Origin of the sequence: Drancourtella sp. An57 (genome assembly GCF_002161525.1) — a bacterium.
Lineage (GTDB): Bacteria > Bacillota > Clostridia > Lachnospirales > Lachnospiraceae > Sellimonas > Sellimonas catena.
Map to the genome: position 1 here is coordinate 77,504 of NZ_NFHY01000006.1, position 17,793 is coordinate 95,296.

Annotated in this window: 13 protein-coding genes; 12 read left to right on the top strand and 1 reads right to left on the bottom strand. The window is 47.9% G+C overall.

Features of this window, described 5'->3' with window-relative positions; translation table 11 throughout:
* Positions 1-10: 10 nt before the first annotated feature.
* Positions 11-3,382 (top strand): transcription-repair coupling factor, encoded by a 3,372-nt coding sequence (mfd, locus tag B5G11_RS06285; protein ID WP_087252561.1) that lies wholly within the window; start codon positions 11-13, stop codon positions 3,380-3,382.
* Between the two features lie 29 nt (positions 3,383-3,411).
* Positions 3,412-4,584, top strand: coding sequence for a peptidyl-prolyl cis-trans isomerase (locus B5G11_RS06290; protein ID WP_087252562.1), 1,173 nt, complete (start codon positions 3,412-3,414; stop codon positions 4,582-4,584).
* A gap of 19 nt (positions 4,585-4,603) precedes the next feature.
* On the opposite strand, the gene B5G11_RS06295 is transcribed toward B5G11_RS06290, so the two are convergent.
* Positions 4,604-5,050, bottom strand: a complete 447-nt coding sequence (locus B5G11_RS06295; RefSeq protein WP_087252563.1) for a GatB/YqeY domain-containing protein — start codon at positions 5,048-5,050, stop codon at positions 4,604-4,606.
* A 152-nt stretch (positions 5,051-5,202) separates the two neighbouring features.
* Between B5G11_RS06295 and B5G11_RS06300 the strand changes: the two genes are divergently transcribed.
* The 10 genes from B5G11_RS06300 to hisS all read left to right on the top strand — a co-directional run bounded on the left by B5G11_RS06300 (position 5,203) and on the right by hisS (position 17,791).
* Positions 5,203-5,754 carry a stage V sporulation T C-terminal domain-containing protein gene (locus tag B5G11_RS06300; RefSeq protein ID WP_087252564.1) on the top strand — a complete coding sequence of 184 codons (552 nt, stop codon included), beginning with the start codon at positions 5,203-5,205 and terminating at the stop codon, positions 5,752-5,754.
* Positions 5,755-5,814: 60 nt separating this feature from the next.
* Positions 5,815-6,186 carry a TIGR04086 family membrane protein gene (locus tag B5G11_RS06305; RefSeq protein WP_087168312.1) on the top strand — a complete coding sequence of 124 codons (372 nt, stop codon included), beginning with the start codon at positions 5,815-5,817 and terminating at the stop codon, positions 6,184-6,186.
* A gap of 76 nt (positions 6,187-6,262) precedes the next feature.
* Positions 6,263-6,406: a six-cysteine ranthipeptide SCIFF gene (gene scfA / locus B5G11_RS06310; RefSeq protein ID WP_008976445.1), complete on the top strand. Its 144-nt coding sequence runs from the start codon at positions 6,263-6,265 to the stop codon at positions 6,404-6,406.
* A 93-nt stretch (positions 6,407-6,499) separates the two neighbouring features.
* On the top strand, positions 6,500-7,915 hold the full coding sequence (gene scfB, locus B5G11_RS06315) for a thioether cross-link-forming SCIFF peptide maturase (protein ID WP_087252565.1): 1,416 nt from the start codon (positions 6,500-6,502) through the stop codon (positions 7,913-7,915).
* A 17-nt stretch (positions 7,916-7,932) separates the two neighbouring features.
* Positions 7,933-10,080: a protein translocase subunit SecD gene (gene secD, locus B5G11_RS06320; RefSeq protein WP_087252566.1), complete on the top strand. Its 2,148-nt coding sequence runs from the start codon at positions 7,933-7,935 to the stop codon at positions 10,078-10,080.
* Between the two features lie 22 nt (positions 10,081-10,102).
* A complete protein-coding gene (recJ, locus tag B5G11_RS06325; RefSeq protein ID WP_343215475.1) occupies positions 10,103-11,920 on the top strand; it encodes a single-stranded-DNA-specific exonuclease RecJ in 1,818 nt (605 codons plus the stop codon).
* 207 nt (positions 11,921-12,127) lie between these two features.
* Positions 12,128-14,395, top strand: coding sequence for a bifunctional (p)ppGpp synthetase/guanosine-3',5'-bis(diphosphate) 3'-pyrophosphohydrolase (locus B5G11_RS06330; protein WP_343215478.1), 2,268 nt, complete (start codon positions 12,128-12,130; stop codon positions 14,393-14,395).
* Positions 14,396-14,417: 22 nt separating this feature from the next.
* On the top strand, positions 14,418-15,044 hold the full coding sequence (locus B5G11_RS06335; protein WP_087168309.1) for an MBL fold metallo-hydrolase: 627 nt from the start codon (positions 14,418-14,420) through the stop codon (positions 15,042-15,044).
* An 18-nt stretch (positions 15,045-15,062) separates the two neighbouring features.
* Entirely contained in the window at positions 15,063-16,526 is a 1,464-nt protein-coding gene (hemZ, locus tag B5G11_RS06340) for a coproporphyrinogen dehydrogenase HemZ (RefSeq protein WP_330616787.1), read from the top strand.
* Entirely contained in the window at positions 16,517-17,791 is a 1,275-nt protein-coding gene (gene hisS, locus B5G11_RS06345) for a histidine--tRNA ligase (RefSeq protein ID WP_087168307.1), read from the top strand. Before hemZ ends, hisS begins: the two co-directional genes overlap by 10 nt.
* Positions 17,792-17,793: the final 2 nt, after the last annotated feature.

The window sequence follows — 17,793 nt, forward strand, 5'->3', positions numbered from 1 at the left end:
GGAGAACACAATGAAGGCTTTTACGGAACCTCTTTTGGAGCTTGCGGAATTCGAGACGATTCAGAAGACAAAATACCGGGGAAAAGGGATGATTCAGATTGCCGGAAGTACCGGTTCGCAGAAAAGCCATCTTGCGTATGCTCTTTCTGGAGACGGCCGGAGGATTCTTTATATTCTTGCAGATGAAGAAAAGGCAAAGGAAGTTCTTGAAGAATATCAGTTTCTGGATGGGGAAGTCCTGTTCTATCCGGCGAAGGACTTCCTCTTTTATCGGGCGGATATCAGAGGAAAATATCTGGTCAAGCAGCGGATGGAAGTATTCCGCGCACTGAAAGAAGAGGAAAATGTAACGGTTATTACAACGATCGGCGCGTTGATGGACGGGGTACGTCCACCGTTGAAGATCGATGAGGAAGTTTTTTCTGTCCGCACAGGGGAGACGTCAGATCTGGAAGAACTTGTTCAAAGGTTATCCGCAATGGGATATGACAGGGAAGTACAGATTGAAGGGCCGGGGCAGTTTGCGGTGCGTGGAGGAATTGTCGATATCTTTCCTTTGACAGAGGAGATGCCGGTGAGGATTGAATTCTGGGACGATGAGATTGATTCGATCCGTACCTTCGATGCCCAGACACAAAGATCCATAGAAAACAGGGAGGAGATCACGGTGTATCCGGCCTGGGATGAGGCGGATGAGCAGGAGGAGGTCTCTTTTCTGCGCTATTTCCGTCCGGAAGAGACGCTTTTGTTTCTGGATGAGCCGTCAAGACTCTACGAACGTGGAGAAGTCATCGAGGAGGAAGTCCGGCAGGCCAGGGAGCGAAGAGAGGAAGAAGAAAAGCTTCCGGAAGGAGAAAAAGACATCAGGATCTTTCCGGTCCACGAGATTGCAGGTTTGATCAATCAGTATCACAGTATCGGATTTACAGCACTGGAGGGCAAAGTAAAAGAATTTCTGGTCCGGGATGTATACAGCATTCTGGCTAAAAACGTGAACCCGTATAACAGCAGTTTTGAGGTGCTGACGAGAGACTTAAAAAGGCTGAAGCGAAACGGGTACCGGGTGATTCTGCTTTCGGGTTCCCGGACAAGGGCAAGAAGGCTTGCGGAAGATCTCAGGGACTATGATCTGAACAGTTTTTATGATGAAGATCCCGAAAGACTGGTAAAACCGGGAGAAATTCTTGTGTCCTACGGTCATGTGGCAGTTGGGTATGAGTACCCGATGCTGAAGTTTACCGTGATTTCGGAGACCGATATTTTCGGGAAAAAGAAGAAAAAGAAACGAAGAAGGATTTACGAAGGGGAAAAGATCCAGAGTTTTACCGACTTAAAGCCGGGGGACTATGTAGTTCATGAGAATCATGGGCTTGGAATTTATCAGGGAATCGAGAAAATTGAGATAGACCGGATTGAGAAGGATTACATGAAGATTTCCTATGCAGGAGGCGGAAATCTCTACATCCCGGCTACCCAGATGGATCTGATCCAGAAATACGCATCGGCGGATGCAAAGAAACCGAAACTCAACCGTCTGGGCGGACAGGACTGGGAGCGTACCAAGACAAGAGTCCGTAAAGCGGTACAGGTGATCGCGAGAGATCTGGTGGAGCTCTATGCCGCACGGCAGGAAAAGGAAGGCTATGCCTATGAGCCGGATACGGTGTGGCAGAAAGAATTTGAGGAGATGTTTCCGTTTGAGGAGACAGACGATCAGGCAGCGGCCATCGAAGAGACAAAAAAGGATATGGAAAGCCACAAGATCATGGACCGTCTGATCTGCGGAGATGTTGGCTTTGGAAAAACCGAGGTGGCGATCCGGGCGGCCTTTAAAGCGGTGCAGGAGAATAAGCAGGTGGCATTTCTTGTACCGACCACCATTCTGGCGCAGCAGCATTATAACACCCTTGTTCAGCGGATGAAAGACTTCCCGGTTCGGGTGGATCTGATGTGCCGTTTCCGTACCCCTTCCCAGCAGAAAAAGACGCTGGAAGACCTGAAAAAAGGTCAGGTGGATATTCTGGTGGGAACCCACCGGATTTTGAGTCAGGACGTCTGCTTCAAAGATCTGGGACTTCTTGTGATCGACGAGGAGCAGAGGTTTGGAGTGCAGCACAAGGAAAAGATCAAAAAACTGCGGGAAAATGTGGATGTCCTGACATTGACAGCTACTCCGATTCCAAGAACTCTTCATATGAGCCTGATTGGAATCCGGGATATGAGTGTGCTGGAAGAGGCTCCGATGGACCGGATGCCGATCCAGACCTATGTCATGGAATATCAGGATGAGATGGTAAGGGAGGCAATTGTAAGAGAGTTGTCCAGACAGGGGCAGGTGTACTATGTCTATAATAAAGTCAAGGATATTGCGGAGATCACGGCCAGAGTCCAGAGCCTTGTTCCGGAGGCAAATGTTGCCTACGCTCACGGGCAGATGAGGGAACATCAGCTGGAGCGGATCATGTATGACTTTATCAACGGGGATATCGATGTGCTTGTTTCCACGACTATTATTGAAACCGGGCTTGATATTTCCAATGCCAATACGATGATTATCCATGATGCGGACAAACTGGGGCTCTCCCAGCTATACCAGCTGCGAGGAAGAGTCGGGCGTTCCAACCGGATGGCCTATGCCTTTCTTCTCTACCGGAGAGACCGTCTGCTCAGAGAGGTTGCGGAAAAGCGGCTTGCCGCGATCCGGGAGTTTACGGATCTTGGATCTGGATTCAAGATTGCCATGCGGGATCTGGAAATCCGGGGAGCAGGAAATCTGCTTGGAGAAGCACAGCACGGTCATATGGAGGCAGTCGGGTATGACCTCTACTGTAAGATGCTCAATGAAGCGGTCAAAAACATGAAACAGGGCACTTCCCAGGAAGAAGCCGCAAGCTTTACAACAACGGTGGATCTGAATGTGGATGCCTTTATTCCGGCTTCCTATATTCCGGATGAATATCAGAAGCTGGATATCTACAAACGGATCGCGCTGATTGAGACCGAAGAAGAGATGGATGATATGATGGAAGAGCTGATTGACCGGTTCGGAGACATTCCGAAAAAGGTACAGAAGCTGATCCTGATTGCAAGGCTGAAAGCCTTTGCACATTCCGTGTATGTGACTTCGATTGAGCAGAAAGGGCAGACGCTGAAGATCACCATGTATGAGCGGGCGAAGGTACGTGGCGAGGAGATACCGAAACTTCTGGAGCGCAGGAAAGGAGAACTTGTTTTTAAGAATGATACGCCGCCGTATTTTCTCTATGAGCAGAAAAAGCGGAACCGGAAGGAAAAGGACCCGGATATTCTGGAAGTCGTGAAAAATCTGTTAAATGATATAAAAACATTGATTGTCCAGGAAAAACCGGATATAATAGGGTAGTTAGAAATACGAAGGAGGCTTTTGACAGTATGAAAAAGCGTTTGGCAGTAGTCCTTTTGACTGCCGCTGTGGCAGCAGGAGCAATGACAGGCTGCGGACAGCAGACGATTGAAGACAGCGATGTCGTTGCGACCGTGGGAGATACAGAAATTAAAGGAAATGTGGCAAATTTCTTTGCAAGATATCAGCAGGCAATGTATGAGACTTATTACAGCTCTATGCTGGGAGAAAACATGTGGACAACCGAGGTTGAGGAAGGAACGACTTATGAAGAGTCGGCCAAGGAGACGATCATGCAGTCGCTGGAGGAACTCTATCTGGTTAACGAGCATGCCGGCGATTATAGCGTTTCACTGACAGACGAAGAAAAGAAGTCGATTGAAGATGCTGCGGACCAGTTTGTAGAGGCAAACGATGCGGAGGTCCGGGATGTGATTTCCGGCGACAAGGAGACGGTGCAGAAGGTTCTGGAACTCTTTACAATCCAGCAGAAAGTACAGACTGAGATGCTAAAAGATGTGGACCGGAATGTTTCCGATGAGGAGGCCGCCCAGAAAGCGCTGCAGTATGTAGCATTTACCTACTCGGATACGGAGGAATCCGAAGAAAGTGATTCCGAAAATACTTCAGATACAAAGGAAGAGGCAAAAGCGAAGGCGGAAACATTTTTGAACGCGGTGAACAGCGGCACAGATTTCAGTCAGGCCGCAGAGGATCAGGAGAAATCAGCAGTGGATCTGACGTTTGACTCCAGTACGACATCCCCGAATGAGGAGCTCATTCAGGCGGCGGACAAACTGGAAGCAGGCCAGGTAACTGATGTGATAGAGACAGATACCGGATACTATGTGGCAAAGGTGACATCCACATTTGATCAGAGCGCAACGGACAGCAAGAAACAGGAGATCATCTCCGAACGTGAGTCTGAGCGATACAATGAGATCCTTGATGGCTGGAAAGAAGACACTGACATCAAGGAAAACAAGGATGTCTGGGAAAAGATCGACTTTAACGGTCAGGGGGTTGCCCTGAAGACGGAGGACAGCTCAGAAGACAGCGGCAGTACAGAAGGCTCTTCAGAAAACACAGATGGAGAAGATACTTCTGACAGTGCAGAGGGAGAAGATACTTCCGACAGCACAGACAGTGGAGAATCCACTGATTCCGAAAATACAGATAATACAGAAGAAGCAGCCGAATAGGCTGCTTCATTTTTGTCTTTTATTCAAAAAATGTGCTGACAAGTTCGTTTACAAGTTTGCCATCGGCTTTTCCTTTGACCTTCGGCATCAGCTCTTTCATGATCTTTCCCTTGTCTTTTGCAGTCGGATGATCCAGACCCATATCAGAGAGAACAGAGGCGATGACAGATCTGATCTCCTCTTCCCCCATCATCTTCGGGGCAAATTCTTCAAGAACCGCGATCCGTGCCCGGCATTCTTCAATGATTTCGGTACGGTCTTCCGGGGTCATATCCAGAGTCTCTTTTGTCTGTTTGATCTCCTTTAAGACAACCTGTACTTCCTCTTCCTCAGTCAGATCTTCCCGCTTGTCGATTGCTTTATTTTTCAGAGCGGCAAGAAGAGAAGACAGAGTTTCTTTTCTTGCCTTGTCACCGGCCTTCATGGCAGCGACCATTTCTTTTCTTACATCATCGATTTTACTCATAGCCTTATGGACCTCCTAAACGTTTTTCTCTATTTTACTATCTCTTAAGAAAAAGTGCAAACAGAATAAAAATTTTCCTTTTGCAGATACTAGCCTTATGTGAAAGCCGGAAAAAGGCGGCTGATTTGTGAAATGGAGGGAACTTTACAGAAATGAAAGCGACGGGAATTGTGCGAAGAATCGACGATCTTGGAAGGGTGGTTGTTCCAAAAGAAATACGCAGAACACTGGGAATCCGCGAGGGGACTCCGCTGGAAATCTTTACGGGCCAGGACGGCGAGGTTATTCTGAAGAAGTATTCTCCGCTTGGAGAAATATATACATTTGCGCAGAACTATGCAGAGAGTCTGGCGCAGGCATCGGGAATGCTTTCCTGCATTACGGATATGGAAAAGGTGATTGCTGCTTCCGGAGCAGGGAGAAAGGATGTAGCAGAACAGGAGGTATCAGAGGAGTTTGTCTGTCTTCTGGAAGAACGGAGAGCGGTATCCATAAGCCGCAGCGGGGGATCCGGTATCAATTTTCTGAAAGAAAAGATGGTGGACTATGGAGAAATTTTTGTCTGTCCGGTGCTGGCAGGAGGCGATGTGATCGGATCAGTTCTTTTTGTCAGACCGGAGCGGCAAAAAGGCATTTCCGAAGAAATCTGTCAGAAACTGGCTCAGTGCGCGGCTGCATTTCTTGGGAGTCAGATGGAAACGTAGTCATAAAGAGAAAATCCGCATCATACAATAGTCTTAGAAAAACGGGACAAGGGGGATGCGATGAGAGTAAAAGGACAAAAATCGGGGGTCATGCGGATCTTTCAGGCACTTCTGGTATCCTACATCGTTACGGGAATCCTGCTTCTGGTGCTGGCGGTGCTGCTTTATAAGCTGAATCTGGATAAAGGAAAAGTGACGGCAGGAATTACCGGTATCTATGTTGTGTCCGCGTTTGCGGGAGGTTTTCTGATCGGGAAGCTGCAGAAAGTACGGAAATTTATCTGGGGACTGATTCTTGGAATGCTATATTTTCTGCTTCTGGTACTGGTGTCCGTTGGTGTATATCACACCCTTCAGGGCGATACGATGCAGATTGTGACAACGCTGATACTGTGCGCGGCAGGAGGAATGCTTGGCGGAATGCTGTCGTAAACGAAAAAAAGGCTTTAAAAAAGAAACCGCCTATGATATAATAATTTCTAGCAAAATGCATAAGGAGGAAATCAGGATGAAACACATTAAAACATTAAATACACAGACTTTAAACAACACAATGAAAAAAGGCGGATGCGGAGAATGCCAGACATCCTGCCAGTCAGCATGCAAGACTTCCTGCACAGTAGGAAACCAGACCTGCGAACAGAAGAAATAGGCAGACAGGACTTATAAGTGAAATTACAGGACAGCGGCTATTTGGTCGCTGTCTCTTGATGTCTACAGAAAAAAAGAGAAAGGGGTACACAAAGTGATCCATCAGTACCAGAATAATGGATATAATATCGTTCTGGATGTTAACAGCGGATGTGTTCATGTCGTAGATCAGATGGGATACGATCTGATCGCAGCACTGACCGCGATGAATCCGGAGCAGACAGCCGATACCATCCGGGAGGGTGAGACAAAGGAAAAAATCAAAAAACAGTATCAGGAGAAATATAATCCGCAGGAGATTGACGAGGTGCTCGATGATCTCGCTGAACTAGCGGAGGCAGGACAGCTCTTCGCACCGGATACTCATGAGTCCTGTATACAGGATGTCATGAAAAGAAAGACAGTAGTAAAGGCGCTCTGTCTCCATATTGCCCATGACTGCAATCTGGCGTGCAAATACTGTTTTGCCGAGGAGGGCGAATATCATGGAAGACGTGCGATGATGTCCTATGAAGTAGGGAAAAAGGCGCTGGATTTCCTGATCGCAAATTCCGGAAGCAGAAGAAACCTGGAAGTAGACTTCTTCGGCGGGGAGCCGCTGATGAACTGGCAGGTTGTCAAAGATCTTGTGGCATATGGAAGAGAGCAGGAGAAGATTCACGATAAACATTTCCGTTTTACTGTTACGACGAACGGCGTACTGCTGAATGATGAAATTCAGGAGTTTATCAACAAGGAGATGGACAATGTCGTGCTGAGCCTGGACGGAAGAAGGGAAGTCAATGACCGGATGCGTCCGTTCCGGAATGGAAAAGGAAGCTACGATCTGATTGTTCCAAAGTTCCAGAAACTTGCCGAGAGCAGAAACCAGGAGAAATACTATGTGCGCGGTACATTTACGAGACAGAACCTGGATTTTTCAGAGGATGTGCGCCATTTTGTAGATCTCGGATTTCAGCAGATGTCCATCGAGCCGGTTGTCGGTGATGATACAGACCCGTACGCAATCAGGGAGGAAGACCTGCCTCAGATTTTTGAGGAGTATGATAAACTCGCAAAATATATGATTCAGAGAGAAAAAGAAGGAAATGGATTTAATTTCTTCCATTTTATGATCGACCTGGAAGGCGGACCGTGCCTTGCGAAACGGTTGTCAGGATGCGGTTCGGGAACCGAATATCTGGCTGTAACACCGTGGGGAGACCTCTATCCTTGTCATCAGTTTGTAGGAGATGAGGATTTCCTGATGGGAAATGTAGATGAGGGTATTACAAAGCCTGAGATTGCGGACGCATTCCGGTGCTGTAATGTCTACTCAAAAGAAAAATGTAAAAACTGCTTTGCGAAGTTCTACTGCAGCGGCGGATGTATGGCGAATGCATACCATTTTGAGGGAAATCTGAATGATGCATATGACATCGGATGTGAGATGGAAAGAAAACGTGTGGAATGCGCCATCATGATCAAAGCGGCGCTGGCGGACAACTCCGGAGAGAGCGAAGAAGCTTAGAGAAGGGGATGTAAAGTGTGAAGAAAAGCAGAGGGATCGCAGGATTGATTGTGACAGTCCTTATAATCGGACTGCTGGTATATACGACAGCCATCGGATGGGGCCGTTCCCAAAGCGGTGCCATGGAAAACATCAAACTCGGGCTGGATCTGGCCGGCGGGGTCAGCATTACCTATCAGGCAAAAGAGGAAAACCCGTCGCCGGAAGAGATGCGGGACACCATCTACAAACTGCAGAAGAGAGTAGAAGCATACAGTACGGAAGCGAATGTATACCAGGAGGGAGACAATCGTATCAGCATTTCCATTCCGGGAGTGTCGGATGCCAATGAGATTCTGGAAGAGCTTGGACAGCCGGGATCGCTGGAATTTCAGACAGCAGATGGCGAGACGGTTCTGACAGGAAGCGACATTAAAACCGCAAAGGCGATGAGCGGTCAGAACCAGACAACAGGAGCAAATGAATATACGGTAGAGCTTCAGTTAAATGAGCAGGGAAAAGAAAAGTTTACCGAGGCGACAGAGAAGAATGTCGGAAAGGAAATTTCCATTATCTATGACGGCGAGGTAATCAGCTCCCCGACTGTGAATGAAGCTATTACTGTGGATACCGCTTATATTGACGGAATGGCAAGTTATGAAGAAGCCGAAGAGCTTGCTTCCGCAATCCGGATCGGCGGTCTTTCCCTGGAACTGGAAGAGCTCAACTCACAGGTGCAGGGAGCCCAGCTTGGCGGGGAGGCAATCAGTACAAGTCTTCTGGCAGGAGCAGTCGGACTTGCGGCAGTCATCCTTTTTATGATTGCTGTTTATCTGCTTCCGGGACTTGCTGCAGGGCTTGCACTTCTGATCTATACCGGACTGGTGCTGGTGCTGTTGAACGCATTTGACATCACTCTTTCCCTTCCGGGAATTGCCGGAATCATTTTGTCCATTGGAATGGCTGTGGATGCAAACGTCATTATCTTTGCAAGGGTGAGGGAAGAAATCGCGTCCGGAAAGAGTGTGCAGAACGCGCTGAAGAGCGGATTTCACAAGGCACTTTCCGCAATCATTGACGGAAATGTCACGACGCTGATTGCAGCAGCGGTACTCTGGTTTCGGGGATCGGGAACGGTCAAAGGATTTGCGCAGACACTGGCTCTTGGCATCGTCGTTTCCATGTTTACCGCGCTGGTAATTACACGGATGATCATCAATTCGTTCTATGCGGTGGGAATCCGGAACGAGAAGTTCTATGCAAAGAAAATGAAGGAAAGAAAACCGGTAGACTTCCTTGGAAAGAGAAAGATCTGCTTTGCTGCTTCCCTGCTTGTGATCCTTGCCGGATTTGCCGTGATGGGATATCATCATGTGAAAGAAAACGGTATGCTGGCCTACAGTCTGGAATTCCGGGGAGGAACATCCACGACAGTGGATTTTCAGAAAGATTATTCGATTTCGCAAATTGAATCCCGGATTGTTCCGGTGGTTGAGAAAGCATCCGGAGACTCGGAAGTACAGACACAGAAGGTAAAAGGAAGCACTGAGATTGTCATCCGGACGAAAGCCCTTGATCTTGACCAGAGGGAGGCATTAAATCAGGCACTGGCTGATGAGTTCCAGGTGTCGGATTCGGACATTACCTATTCCAGCATCAGTTCTACGATCAGTGCGGAGATGAGGCAGGATGCGGTCGTTGCGGTGATTATCTCCACAGTCTGCATGCTTCTTTATATCTGGTTCCGGTTTAAGGACATCCGGTTTGCCACAAGCGCGGTGACGGCCCTGATTCATGACGTCCTCGTCGTGCTTGCCTTTTACGCCGTATCCCGTATTACAGTCGGAAGTACCTTTATTGCGTGCATGCTGACAATTGTAGGATATTCGATCAATGCAACCATTGTAATATTTGACCGGATCCGGGAGGAGCTGAAAGCGCGGAGGAAGAAAGAACCACTTGCCGAACTTGTAAACAGATGTATCACAATGACGCTGACAAGAAGCATCTATACTTCTCTGACGACGTTTATTATGGTGTTTGCGCTCTTTGTTTTTGGTGTCACATCAGTCAGAGAATTTGCACTGCCTCTGATGGTCGGTATCGTGTGCGGTGCATATTCTTCCGTATGTATCACGGGAGCACTCTGGTACGTTATGAAGACAAGAACCGGAAAGAAGAAATAAAACATGAAAAGGATGCAGCAGGATGGAAAGTATGGATCTTGCGGCATCCTTTTGCTTTTTTGGAGGAATACAATCGATGAAAAACTGGGTACTGCTTAGAAAGGGAGGAAATTTTACAGAGCTGGGGAAACGGTTTGGGATCCGGCCGAGAACAGCGGCGCTGATCCGCAACCGGGATATTATCGGAGAGGAGGCTTTTGACCGTTATCTGAATGGAACCATCGCGGATCTGTATGATGGAATGCTTATGAAAGATATGGATAAGGCGGTGGATCTTCTGAAGGAAAAGATTGTGGAGAAACAGAGTATCCGCATTATCGGAGATTATGACATTGACGGAGTCAATGCTACATATATTCTTCTGGAGGGGTTGAAAGGACTGGGCGCAGAAGTGGATTATGACATCCCGGATCGTGTCAGGGACGGATACGGGTTAAATATTGATCTGATTGACCGTGCGCTGGATGACAATATTGATACAATTGTGACATGTGACAACGGAATCGCAGCGCGCGAAGAGATCGCGTATGGGAAAAGTATGGGAATGGCTGTCGTTGTAACAGACCATCATGAAGTGCCGTATGAAGAATACGAAGACGGTACACGCGGCTACCTGATTCCGCCTGCCGACGCGGTGGTGGATATCAAAAGAGAGGACTGCCTGTACCCGTTCAAAGGACTGTGTGGAGCAGCTGTGGCCTACAAGCTGGTCGAGGCACTTTACAATGCCATGGGAAGAGATCCGGAAGATGTGGATTATCTGATGGAAAATGTAGCCATCGCGACGGTAGGAGACGTTATGGATCTGACCGACGAAAACCGGATTTTTGTAAAACAGGGGCTGGAAATGCTGAAGAGAACGAAAAATCCGGGACTTGCCGCGCTGATGGAATGTACCGGAGTCCATACGGACCGACTGTCTGCCTATCATATCGGCTTTGTGATCGGACCGTGCATCAATGCCGGGGGGCGTCTGGATACAGCCAGACGGGCACTGGAGCTTCTGTGCGCAAAGACAAAAAAAGAAGCGGATCTTCTGGCGGGAGATCTGAAAGCTCTCAATGACAGCCGGAAGAATCTGACAGAGGAAGCAGTGAAAGAGGCGGTGGTCCAGGTGGAGACAACCGGATTAAAGGAGGATAAAGTACTTGTGGTGTATCTGCCAAAATGTCATGAAAGCATAGCGGGAATTGTGGCAGGACGTCTGCGGGAGCGGTACTACAAACCGGTGTTTGTCCTGACAAAGGCAGAAGAAGGAGCAAAAGGCTCCGGGCGGTCGATTGAAACCTACCATATGTACGATGAGCTGAGCAGATGCAAAGATCTTCTGACACGTTTCGGCGGACATCGTCTGGCAGCGGGGCTTTCGCTCCCGGAAGAAAAAATTCTGTCTCTTCGGAAAAAACTGAACGAAAATACGACAATGACGGAAGAAGACTTGACGGAGAAAGTTGTGATCGACATGCAGCTTCCTCTGTGTGAGATTACCGAGGATTTTGTGCAGGAACTTTCTCTTCTGGAGCCGTTTGGAAAAGGAAATACGAAACCGGTGTTTGCCCTGAGAAAGCTGCTTTTTCGTCGGGGACGGGTTATCGGAAAGAATCAAAATGTGTTGAAACTGGAAGTAGAAGATGCGGACCACACCACTATGGATGCCATCTTTTTTGGTGATCTGGAGACCTTCTTTTCCTGTCTGTCACAAAAGTACGGACCGGATGCAAAAGACCATCTTTTATATGGAAGAGGAAATCCGATTTTGATGGATGTTACTTACTATCCGGGAATCAACGATTACATGGGAAGAAGGACGCTTCAGATTACAATTCTCGATTATCGGTAATACTGATAAGAAAAAAGGCAGGATTACGCGAAAAACCTGTAGAATGCTCTGCTTTACACATTCTGGAAATAATGATATACTAAAGGATATATTCCAAAAAACGACATAATATTTGAGAGTAAAGCAGTGAAGAAACAGGTAAAGGAGGGGAATGATATGGCAGAAAAAATCAGACCGGAAGAAGTTACGACAGAAGTCCGCCAGGGGATGCGGATTGTGGACGGCCATGCTGTAAAAGAGCCTGAGGACTATCAGGACCCGGATGAGCTGTACCGTTATCTGATCGGGCATATCCATAAATATCACCCGTCAGCAGATGTTTCGCTGATTGAAAAAGCATATCAGCTGGCGAGCAAGGCCCATGCAAATCAGTTCCGAAAATCCGGAGAGGCATATATCATTCATCCTCTTTGGGTAGGCATTATTCTGGCACAGCTTGAGATGGACAAGGAAACGATTGCGGCCGGCATTCTGCATGATGTGGTAGAAGATACCGAGGTTACAAAAGAGGATATTGAAAAAGAATTCGGAGAGGAAGTAGCGCTTCTTGTGGATGGTGTTACAAAGCTGGGACAGCTTTCCTACTCTTCGGATAAGCTTGAAATGCAGGCGGAGAATTTAAGAAAGATGTTTCTCGCCATGGCAAAGGATATCCGTGTCATCATTATCAAGCTTGCCGACCGCCTTCATAATATGCGCACGCTGCAGTTTATGAAGCCGGAGAAGCAGAAGGAAAAAGCGAAAGAGACGATGGACATCTATTCTCCGATCGCCCAGAGACTCGGTATTTCCAAAGTGAAGACAGAGCTGGATGACCTTGCGCTTAAGTATCTCCATCCGGAGATTTTCTATGACCTGGTGCAGCAGATTAATGAGAGAAAGACCGAGCGGGAAGAGTTTGTGGCTCAGATTGTAAGGGAAGTCTCACAGCATATGGAAAATGCCCATATCAGGGCGGAAGTCAATGGAAGAGTCAAGCATTTCTTCAGTATCTACAAAAAGATGGTTAATCAGGATAAGACGGTAGACCAGATTTACGATCTTTTTGCAGTACGGATTATTGTTGACACGGTGAAAGACTGTTACGCGGCCCTCGGCGTGATCCATGAGATGTATACACCGGTACCTGGCAGGTTTAAAGATTACATTGCCATGCCGAAGCCGAATATGTATCAGTCACTTCACACGACGCTGATGAGTTCCGTCGGACAGCCGTTTGAGATTCAGATCCGTACAAAGGAGATGCACAAGACGGCCGAATACGGAATCGCAGCCCACTGGAAATACAAAGAGTCCAATGACGGAAAGAAGAATATCAAGGCTCAGGAAGAAGAAAAGTTAAGCTGGCTCCGCCAGATCCTCGACTGGCAGAAAGACATGTCGGATAACCGGGAGTTTTTGAATCTGATCAAAGGAGACCTGGATCTGTTCGCGGAAGATGTGTACTGCTTCACCCCGAACGGAGATGTTAAAAATCTTCCGAACGGTTCCACGCCGATCGATTTTGCATACGCGATCCACAGTGCGGTTGGAAATAAAATGGTCGGTGCAAGAGTCAACGGAAAACTTGTCAAAGTAGACTACAAGATTCAGAACGGCGACCGCATCGAGATTCTGACTTCTCAGAATTCCAAGGGACCGAGCCGAGACTGGCTGAACATTGTCAAGAGCACGCAGGCTAAGAACAAGATCAACCAGTGGTTCAAAAAGCAGTTTAAAGAAGAAAATATTGTCAAAGGAAAAGAAATGCTGATTTCCTACTGCAAGGCCAAAGGCTATGAGCAGGGTAATCTGATGAAACCGAAATATCAGCAGATCGTGCAGCAGAAATACGGCTTCAAGGACTGGGATTCCGTCCTTGCGGCAATTGGACACGGCGGACTGAAAGAAGGTCAGATTGTTAACCGTCTTGCAGAAGAATATAACAAAGACCACAGACAGGAGATTACGGATGAGGCTGTACTTGAAAAGGTAGCAGAGGCATCGAAGAACGTGGTACACATCGCAAAATCGAAAAGCGGTGTCATTGTCAAAGGAATCGATGACATGGCGGTGCGCTTTTCCAGATGCTGTAATCCGCTTCCGGGCGATGAGATCGTAGGATTTGTAACCAGAGGAAGGGGTCTTACGATTCACAGGACAGACTGTATCAATGTCCTTCATCTGACAGAGAGAGAGAGAGCAAGACTCATTCCGGTAGAATGGGAGGCCGATGCTGCGGAAACTTCCGAAGGCAAATATTTTGCGGAAATCAAAATGTTTGTGGAAGATAAGCCGGGTATGCTGATGGAGATTTCCAGAGTCTTTACCGAGGCGGAGATCGATATCAAGACGATGAATGTGCGTACAAGCAAGAAGGGCGTATCTACCGTGGAGATGGGATTTGTTGTAAGAGGAAAAGAAGAGATGGGACGCCTTGTAGGCAAGCTCAGACAGATTGAAAATGTAATTGATATAGAAAGGACGACGGGCTAAAGAAAGGCCGGGGCAAAAAAAGATGAAGATTCAGACATTTGTAACAGGCATTATCGGGACAAATACCTACGTTTTATACGATGAAAACACAAAAGAGGCCGTGCTGGTCGATCCGGCAGCATGTCCGAAAAAGCTGATGAACTTTATTCAGGAGGAGGGCCTTGACATGAAGGCTGTTCTCCTGACCCACGGACATTTTGACCATATTATGGGAATCCAGGATTTCCGGAAGGTCTATGATGTGCCGGTTTACGCAGGGGAGAGGGAAGCGGCGCTTTTACAGGATGCCCACTGGAATCAGTCCGATATCTATACGAACGGATACACGTTTTCCGATGCGGTCTATGTAAAAGACGGAGAAATGCTCCACATCGCCGGTTTTGACATTCAGGTGTTTTTTACGCCGGGCCATACGCCGGGCGGAGTCTGCTATTATCTGGCGGATGAGGGAATTCTCTTCAGCGGGGATACTCTGTTCCACCATTCTGTAGGACGCACGGATTTTGAGGGAGGAAGCATGTCAGATCTGGTACGCGGGATTGAGGAAAAGCTCCTCTGTCTTCCGGATGAGACGAAAGTCCTGCCTGGTCATATGGATGCGACCACCATCGGCGAAGAGAAAAAATACAATCCGTTTTTGAGAAAATAAAACGCGGGAGAGACTATGATGAAGCTGACATGTAATGATACTTTATACACATATGACGCGTATCATCTGTTGAAAGCTTTTTATCCGGACGAAGAAATCGAACAGCAGGTTAATGAAGAGCAAGAGTCACAGGTCAGGATCGAGACAGACCGTGATTCTTGTTTTTGTGTCAGCCTGGCCGGAGAGAAAGGTGAAATCGGGCAGATGGACAGAAGCAGGAGAAAGCATCTGGTAGTAAGTGCACTTTATGAGAAACTGAGTAAAATGGCAGGAAAGAAACTGCCGTGGGGAAGTCTCACCGGGGTGCGGCCGACCAAAATGTTCATGCAGAAATTAGAAGAAGGAGTGCCGGATCAGGAGATTCTGAACTGGATTGAAAAGGAGCACTTTGTCTCGGAAGAAAAGGCGGAACTGGGACTGGCAATTGCAAAAAGGGAAAAGGAGCTGTTGTCCAGACTGGATTACGAGAATGGATACAGTCTCTATATCGGAATCCCGTTCTGCCCGACAACCTGTGCATATTGTTCCTTTACTTCTTACCCGATTGCGCAGTATCTTGATCGGATGGACGATTACCTGGATGCGCTCTGCCGGGAGCTTTCCTATATTGCAGATGTTTCCAAAGAGAAAAAACTCAATACGATCTATCTGGGAGGCGGGACGCCGACATCCCTTAGTGCATCCCGGCTTGACCGTCTGCTGACTCATCTGGAGCAGCAGTTTTCCTATGAACATCTTCTGGAGCTTACCGTGGAGGCCGGGCGGCCGGACAGCATCACAAGGGAGAAGCTGGAGGTTTTAAGAAACCACGGAATCAGCCGGATTTCAGTCAATCCTCAGACCATGCAGCAGAAGACACTGGATCTGGTAGGAAGAAGGCATACAGTGGAGGATGTGGTGCAGACGTTTCGTCTGGCCAGGGAACTCGGCTTTGAGAATATCAATATGGATCTGATTGCCGGACTGCCTGGGGAGGCGCCGGAAGATATGGAAGATACGCTGCGGCAGATCCGGGAGCTTCACCCGGACAGTCTGACGGTGCATGCCCTTGCCATCAAGCGGGCATCGAGACTGCGCCAGGAACAGAGAAGCGGAGAAGGCTTTACCGGTCATCTGCTTTCGGCAGAAGACCTGACGGCCATGATCGATGCGGCGTACCGGTGCGCGGAGGAGATGGGGCTTGTCCCGTACTATCTGTACCGCCAGAAAAATATGGCCGGAAATTTTGAGAATGTCGGATATGCAGAGGTTGACAAAGCGGGAATTTACAATATACTAATTATGGAGGAAAAACAGTCGATTATTGCGGCGGGAGCGGGTGCTTCCACGAAGATTGTCCTCCCGGAGGAAGTAGAGATGCCGGGCAGCAAAAAGAAAAAGATGACAAATCTGATCCGCATTGAAAATGTGAAAAATGTGGACGAGTACATTGCCCGGATTGACGAGATGATAGAGCGAAAAGGAGAATGGCTATGGCGTTAAAGAAAAAACCGGTCACCGGAATGAACGATATGCTCCCAAGAGAGATGGAAATCCGTGACTATGTGATACAGATGATCAAAGAGACATACCGCACATTTGGATTTTCTTCGATTGAAACTCCGTGTGTGGAACACATTGATAATCTTCTCAGCAAACAGGGAGGAGAAAATGAGCAGCTTATCTTCAAAATTTTAAAAAGAGGGGCGAAGCTGAATCTGGAGACAGCAAAGACAGAGGCGGATCTGGTGGACGGAGGACTCCGTTACGATCTGACACTGCCGCTTTCCAGATATTATGCAAATCACGCGAATGAACTGCCGTCTCCGTTTAAGGCACTGCAGATCGGAAATGTGTGGAGAGCAGACCGTCCGCAGAGAGGAAGATACCGCCAGTTCATGCAGTGCGATATCGACATCCTGGGCGAGCCGTCCAATCTTGCGGAGATCGAGCTGATCCTTGCCACAAGTACACTCCTCGGAAAACTGGATTTCAAGAACTTTACTATCCGGATCAATGACAGACAGATCTTAAAGGCAATGGCTGCTTTCAGTGGATTTGCTCCGGAAAGCTTTGACGAAGTATTCATCATTCTGGACAAGATGGACAAGATCGGTCTGGAAGGTGTGGAAAGCGAGTTAAAAGAAGCGGGATATGAAGCACAGGTTGTGGAGACTTACCTGACACTGTTCAAGGAAGTGACACGTGATGTGGAAGGTATCCGTTACCTGAAAGAGAAGCTTGATGGATTTCTGGATCCGGAAGTGGCAGACGGCCTGGAGACGATCATTTCCAGCGTGGAAGCGGTAAAAGAAGCGGAGTTCAAGATGAGCTTTGACCCGACACTTGTCAGGGGAATGTCCTACTACACCGGTACGATTTTTGAGATCTCCATGGATGAGTTCGGAGGATCAGTAGGCGGAGGCGGACGCTACGACAAGATGATCGGAAAGTTTACGGGACAGGATACGCCGGCATGTGGATTTTCCATCGGATTCGAGCGGATTGTCCTGCTGCTTTTAGAAAGCGGCTATCAGGTTCCGACCAGGAAGGAAAAGAAAGCATTCCTGATTGAAAAAGGAATGCCGTCGGAAGGCATTACCCGAATCCTGGAGCTTGCGAAAGAAGAACGGGCAAAGGGATGTCAGGTTCTTGTTTCCAATATGAAGAAAAACAAGAAATTCCAGAAAGAGCAGCTTGCGCAGGACGGCTACACGGATGTGACAGAGTGCTTTGTACGGGAATTTGCGCCAAAGAGCGAAGAATAGAG

What these genes read in the sequence shown, in the direction of transcription:
- mfd (WP_087252561.1), top strand. Translation starts at nt 11, where the DNA reads ATGAAGGCTTTTACGGAACCTCTTTTGGAGCTTGCGGAATTCGAGACG.
- B5G11_RS06290 (WP_087252562.1), top strand. Translation starts at nt 3,412, where the DNA reads ATGAAAAAGCGTTTGGCAGTAGTCCTTTTGACTGCCGCTGTGGCAGCA.
- B5G11_RS06295 (WP_087252563.1), bottom strand. Translation starts at nt 5,050, where the DNA reads ATGAGTAAAATCGATGATGTAAGAAAAGAAATGGTCGCTGCCATGAAG.
- B5G11_RS06300 (WP_087252564.1), top strand. Translation starts at nt 5,203, where the DNA reads ATGAAAGCGACGGGAATTGTGCGAAGAATCGACGATCTTGGAAGGGTG.
- B5G11_RS06305 (WP_087168312.1), top strand. Translation starts at nt 5,815, where the DNA reads ATGAGAGTAAAAGGACAAAAATCGGGGGTCATGCGGATCTTTCAGGCA.
- scfA (WP_008976445.1), top strand. Translation starts at nt 6,263, where the DNA reads ATGAAACACATTAAAACATTAAATACACAGACTTTAAACAACACAATG.
- recJ (WP_343215475.1), top strand. Translation starts at nt 10,103, where the DNA reads ATGGAAAGTATGGATCTTGCGGCATCCTTTTGCTTTTTTGGAGGAATA.
- B5G11_RS06330 (WP_343215478.1), top strand. Translation starts at nt 12,128, where the DNA reads ATGCGGATTGTGGACGGCCATGCTGTAAAAGAGCCTGAGGACTATCAG.
- B5G11_RS06335 (WP_087168309.1), top strand. Translation starts at nt 14,418, where the DNA reads ATGAAGATTCAGACATTTGTAACAGGCATTATCGGGACAAATACCTAC.
- hemZ (WP_330616787.1), top strand. Translation starts at nt 15,063, where the DNA reads ATGAAGCTGACATGTAATGATACTTTATACACATATGACGCGTATCAT.
- hisS (WP_087168307.1), top strand. Translation starts at nt 16,517, where the DNA reads ATGGCGTTAAAGAAAAAACCGGTCACCGGAATGAACGATATGCTCCCA.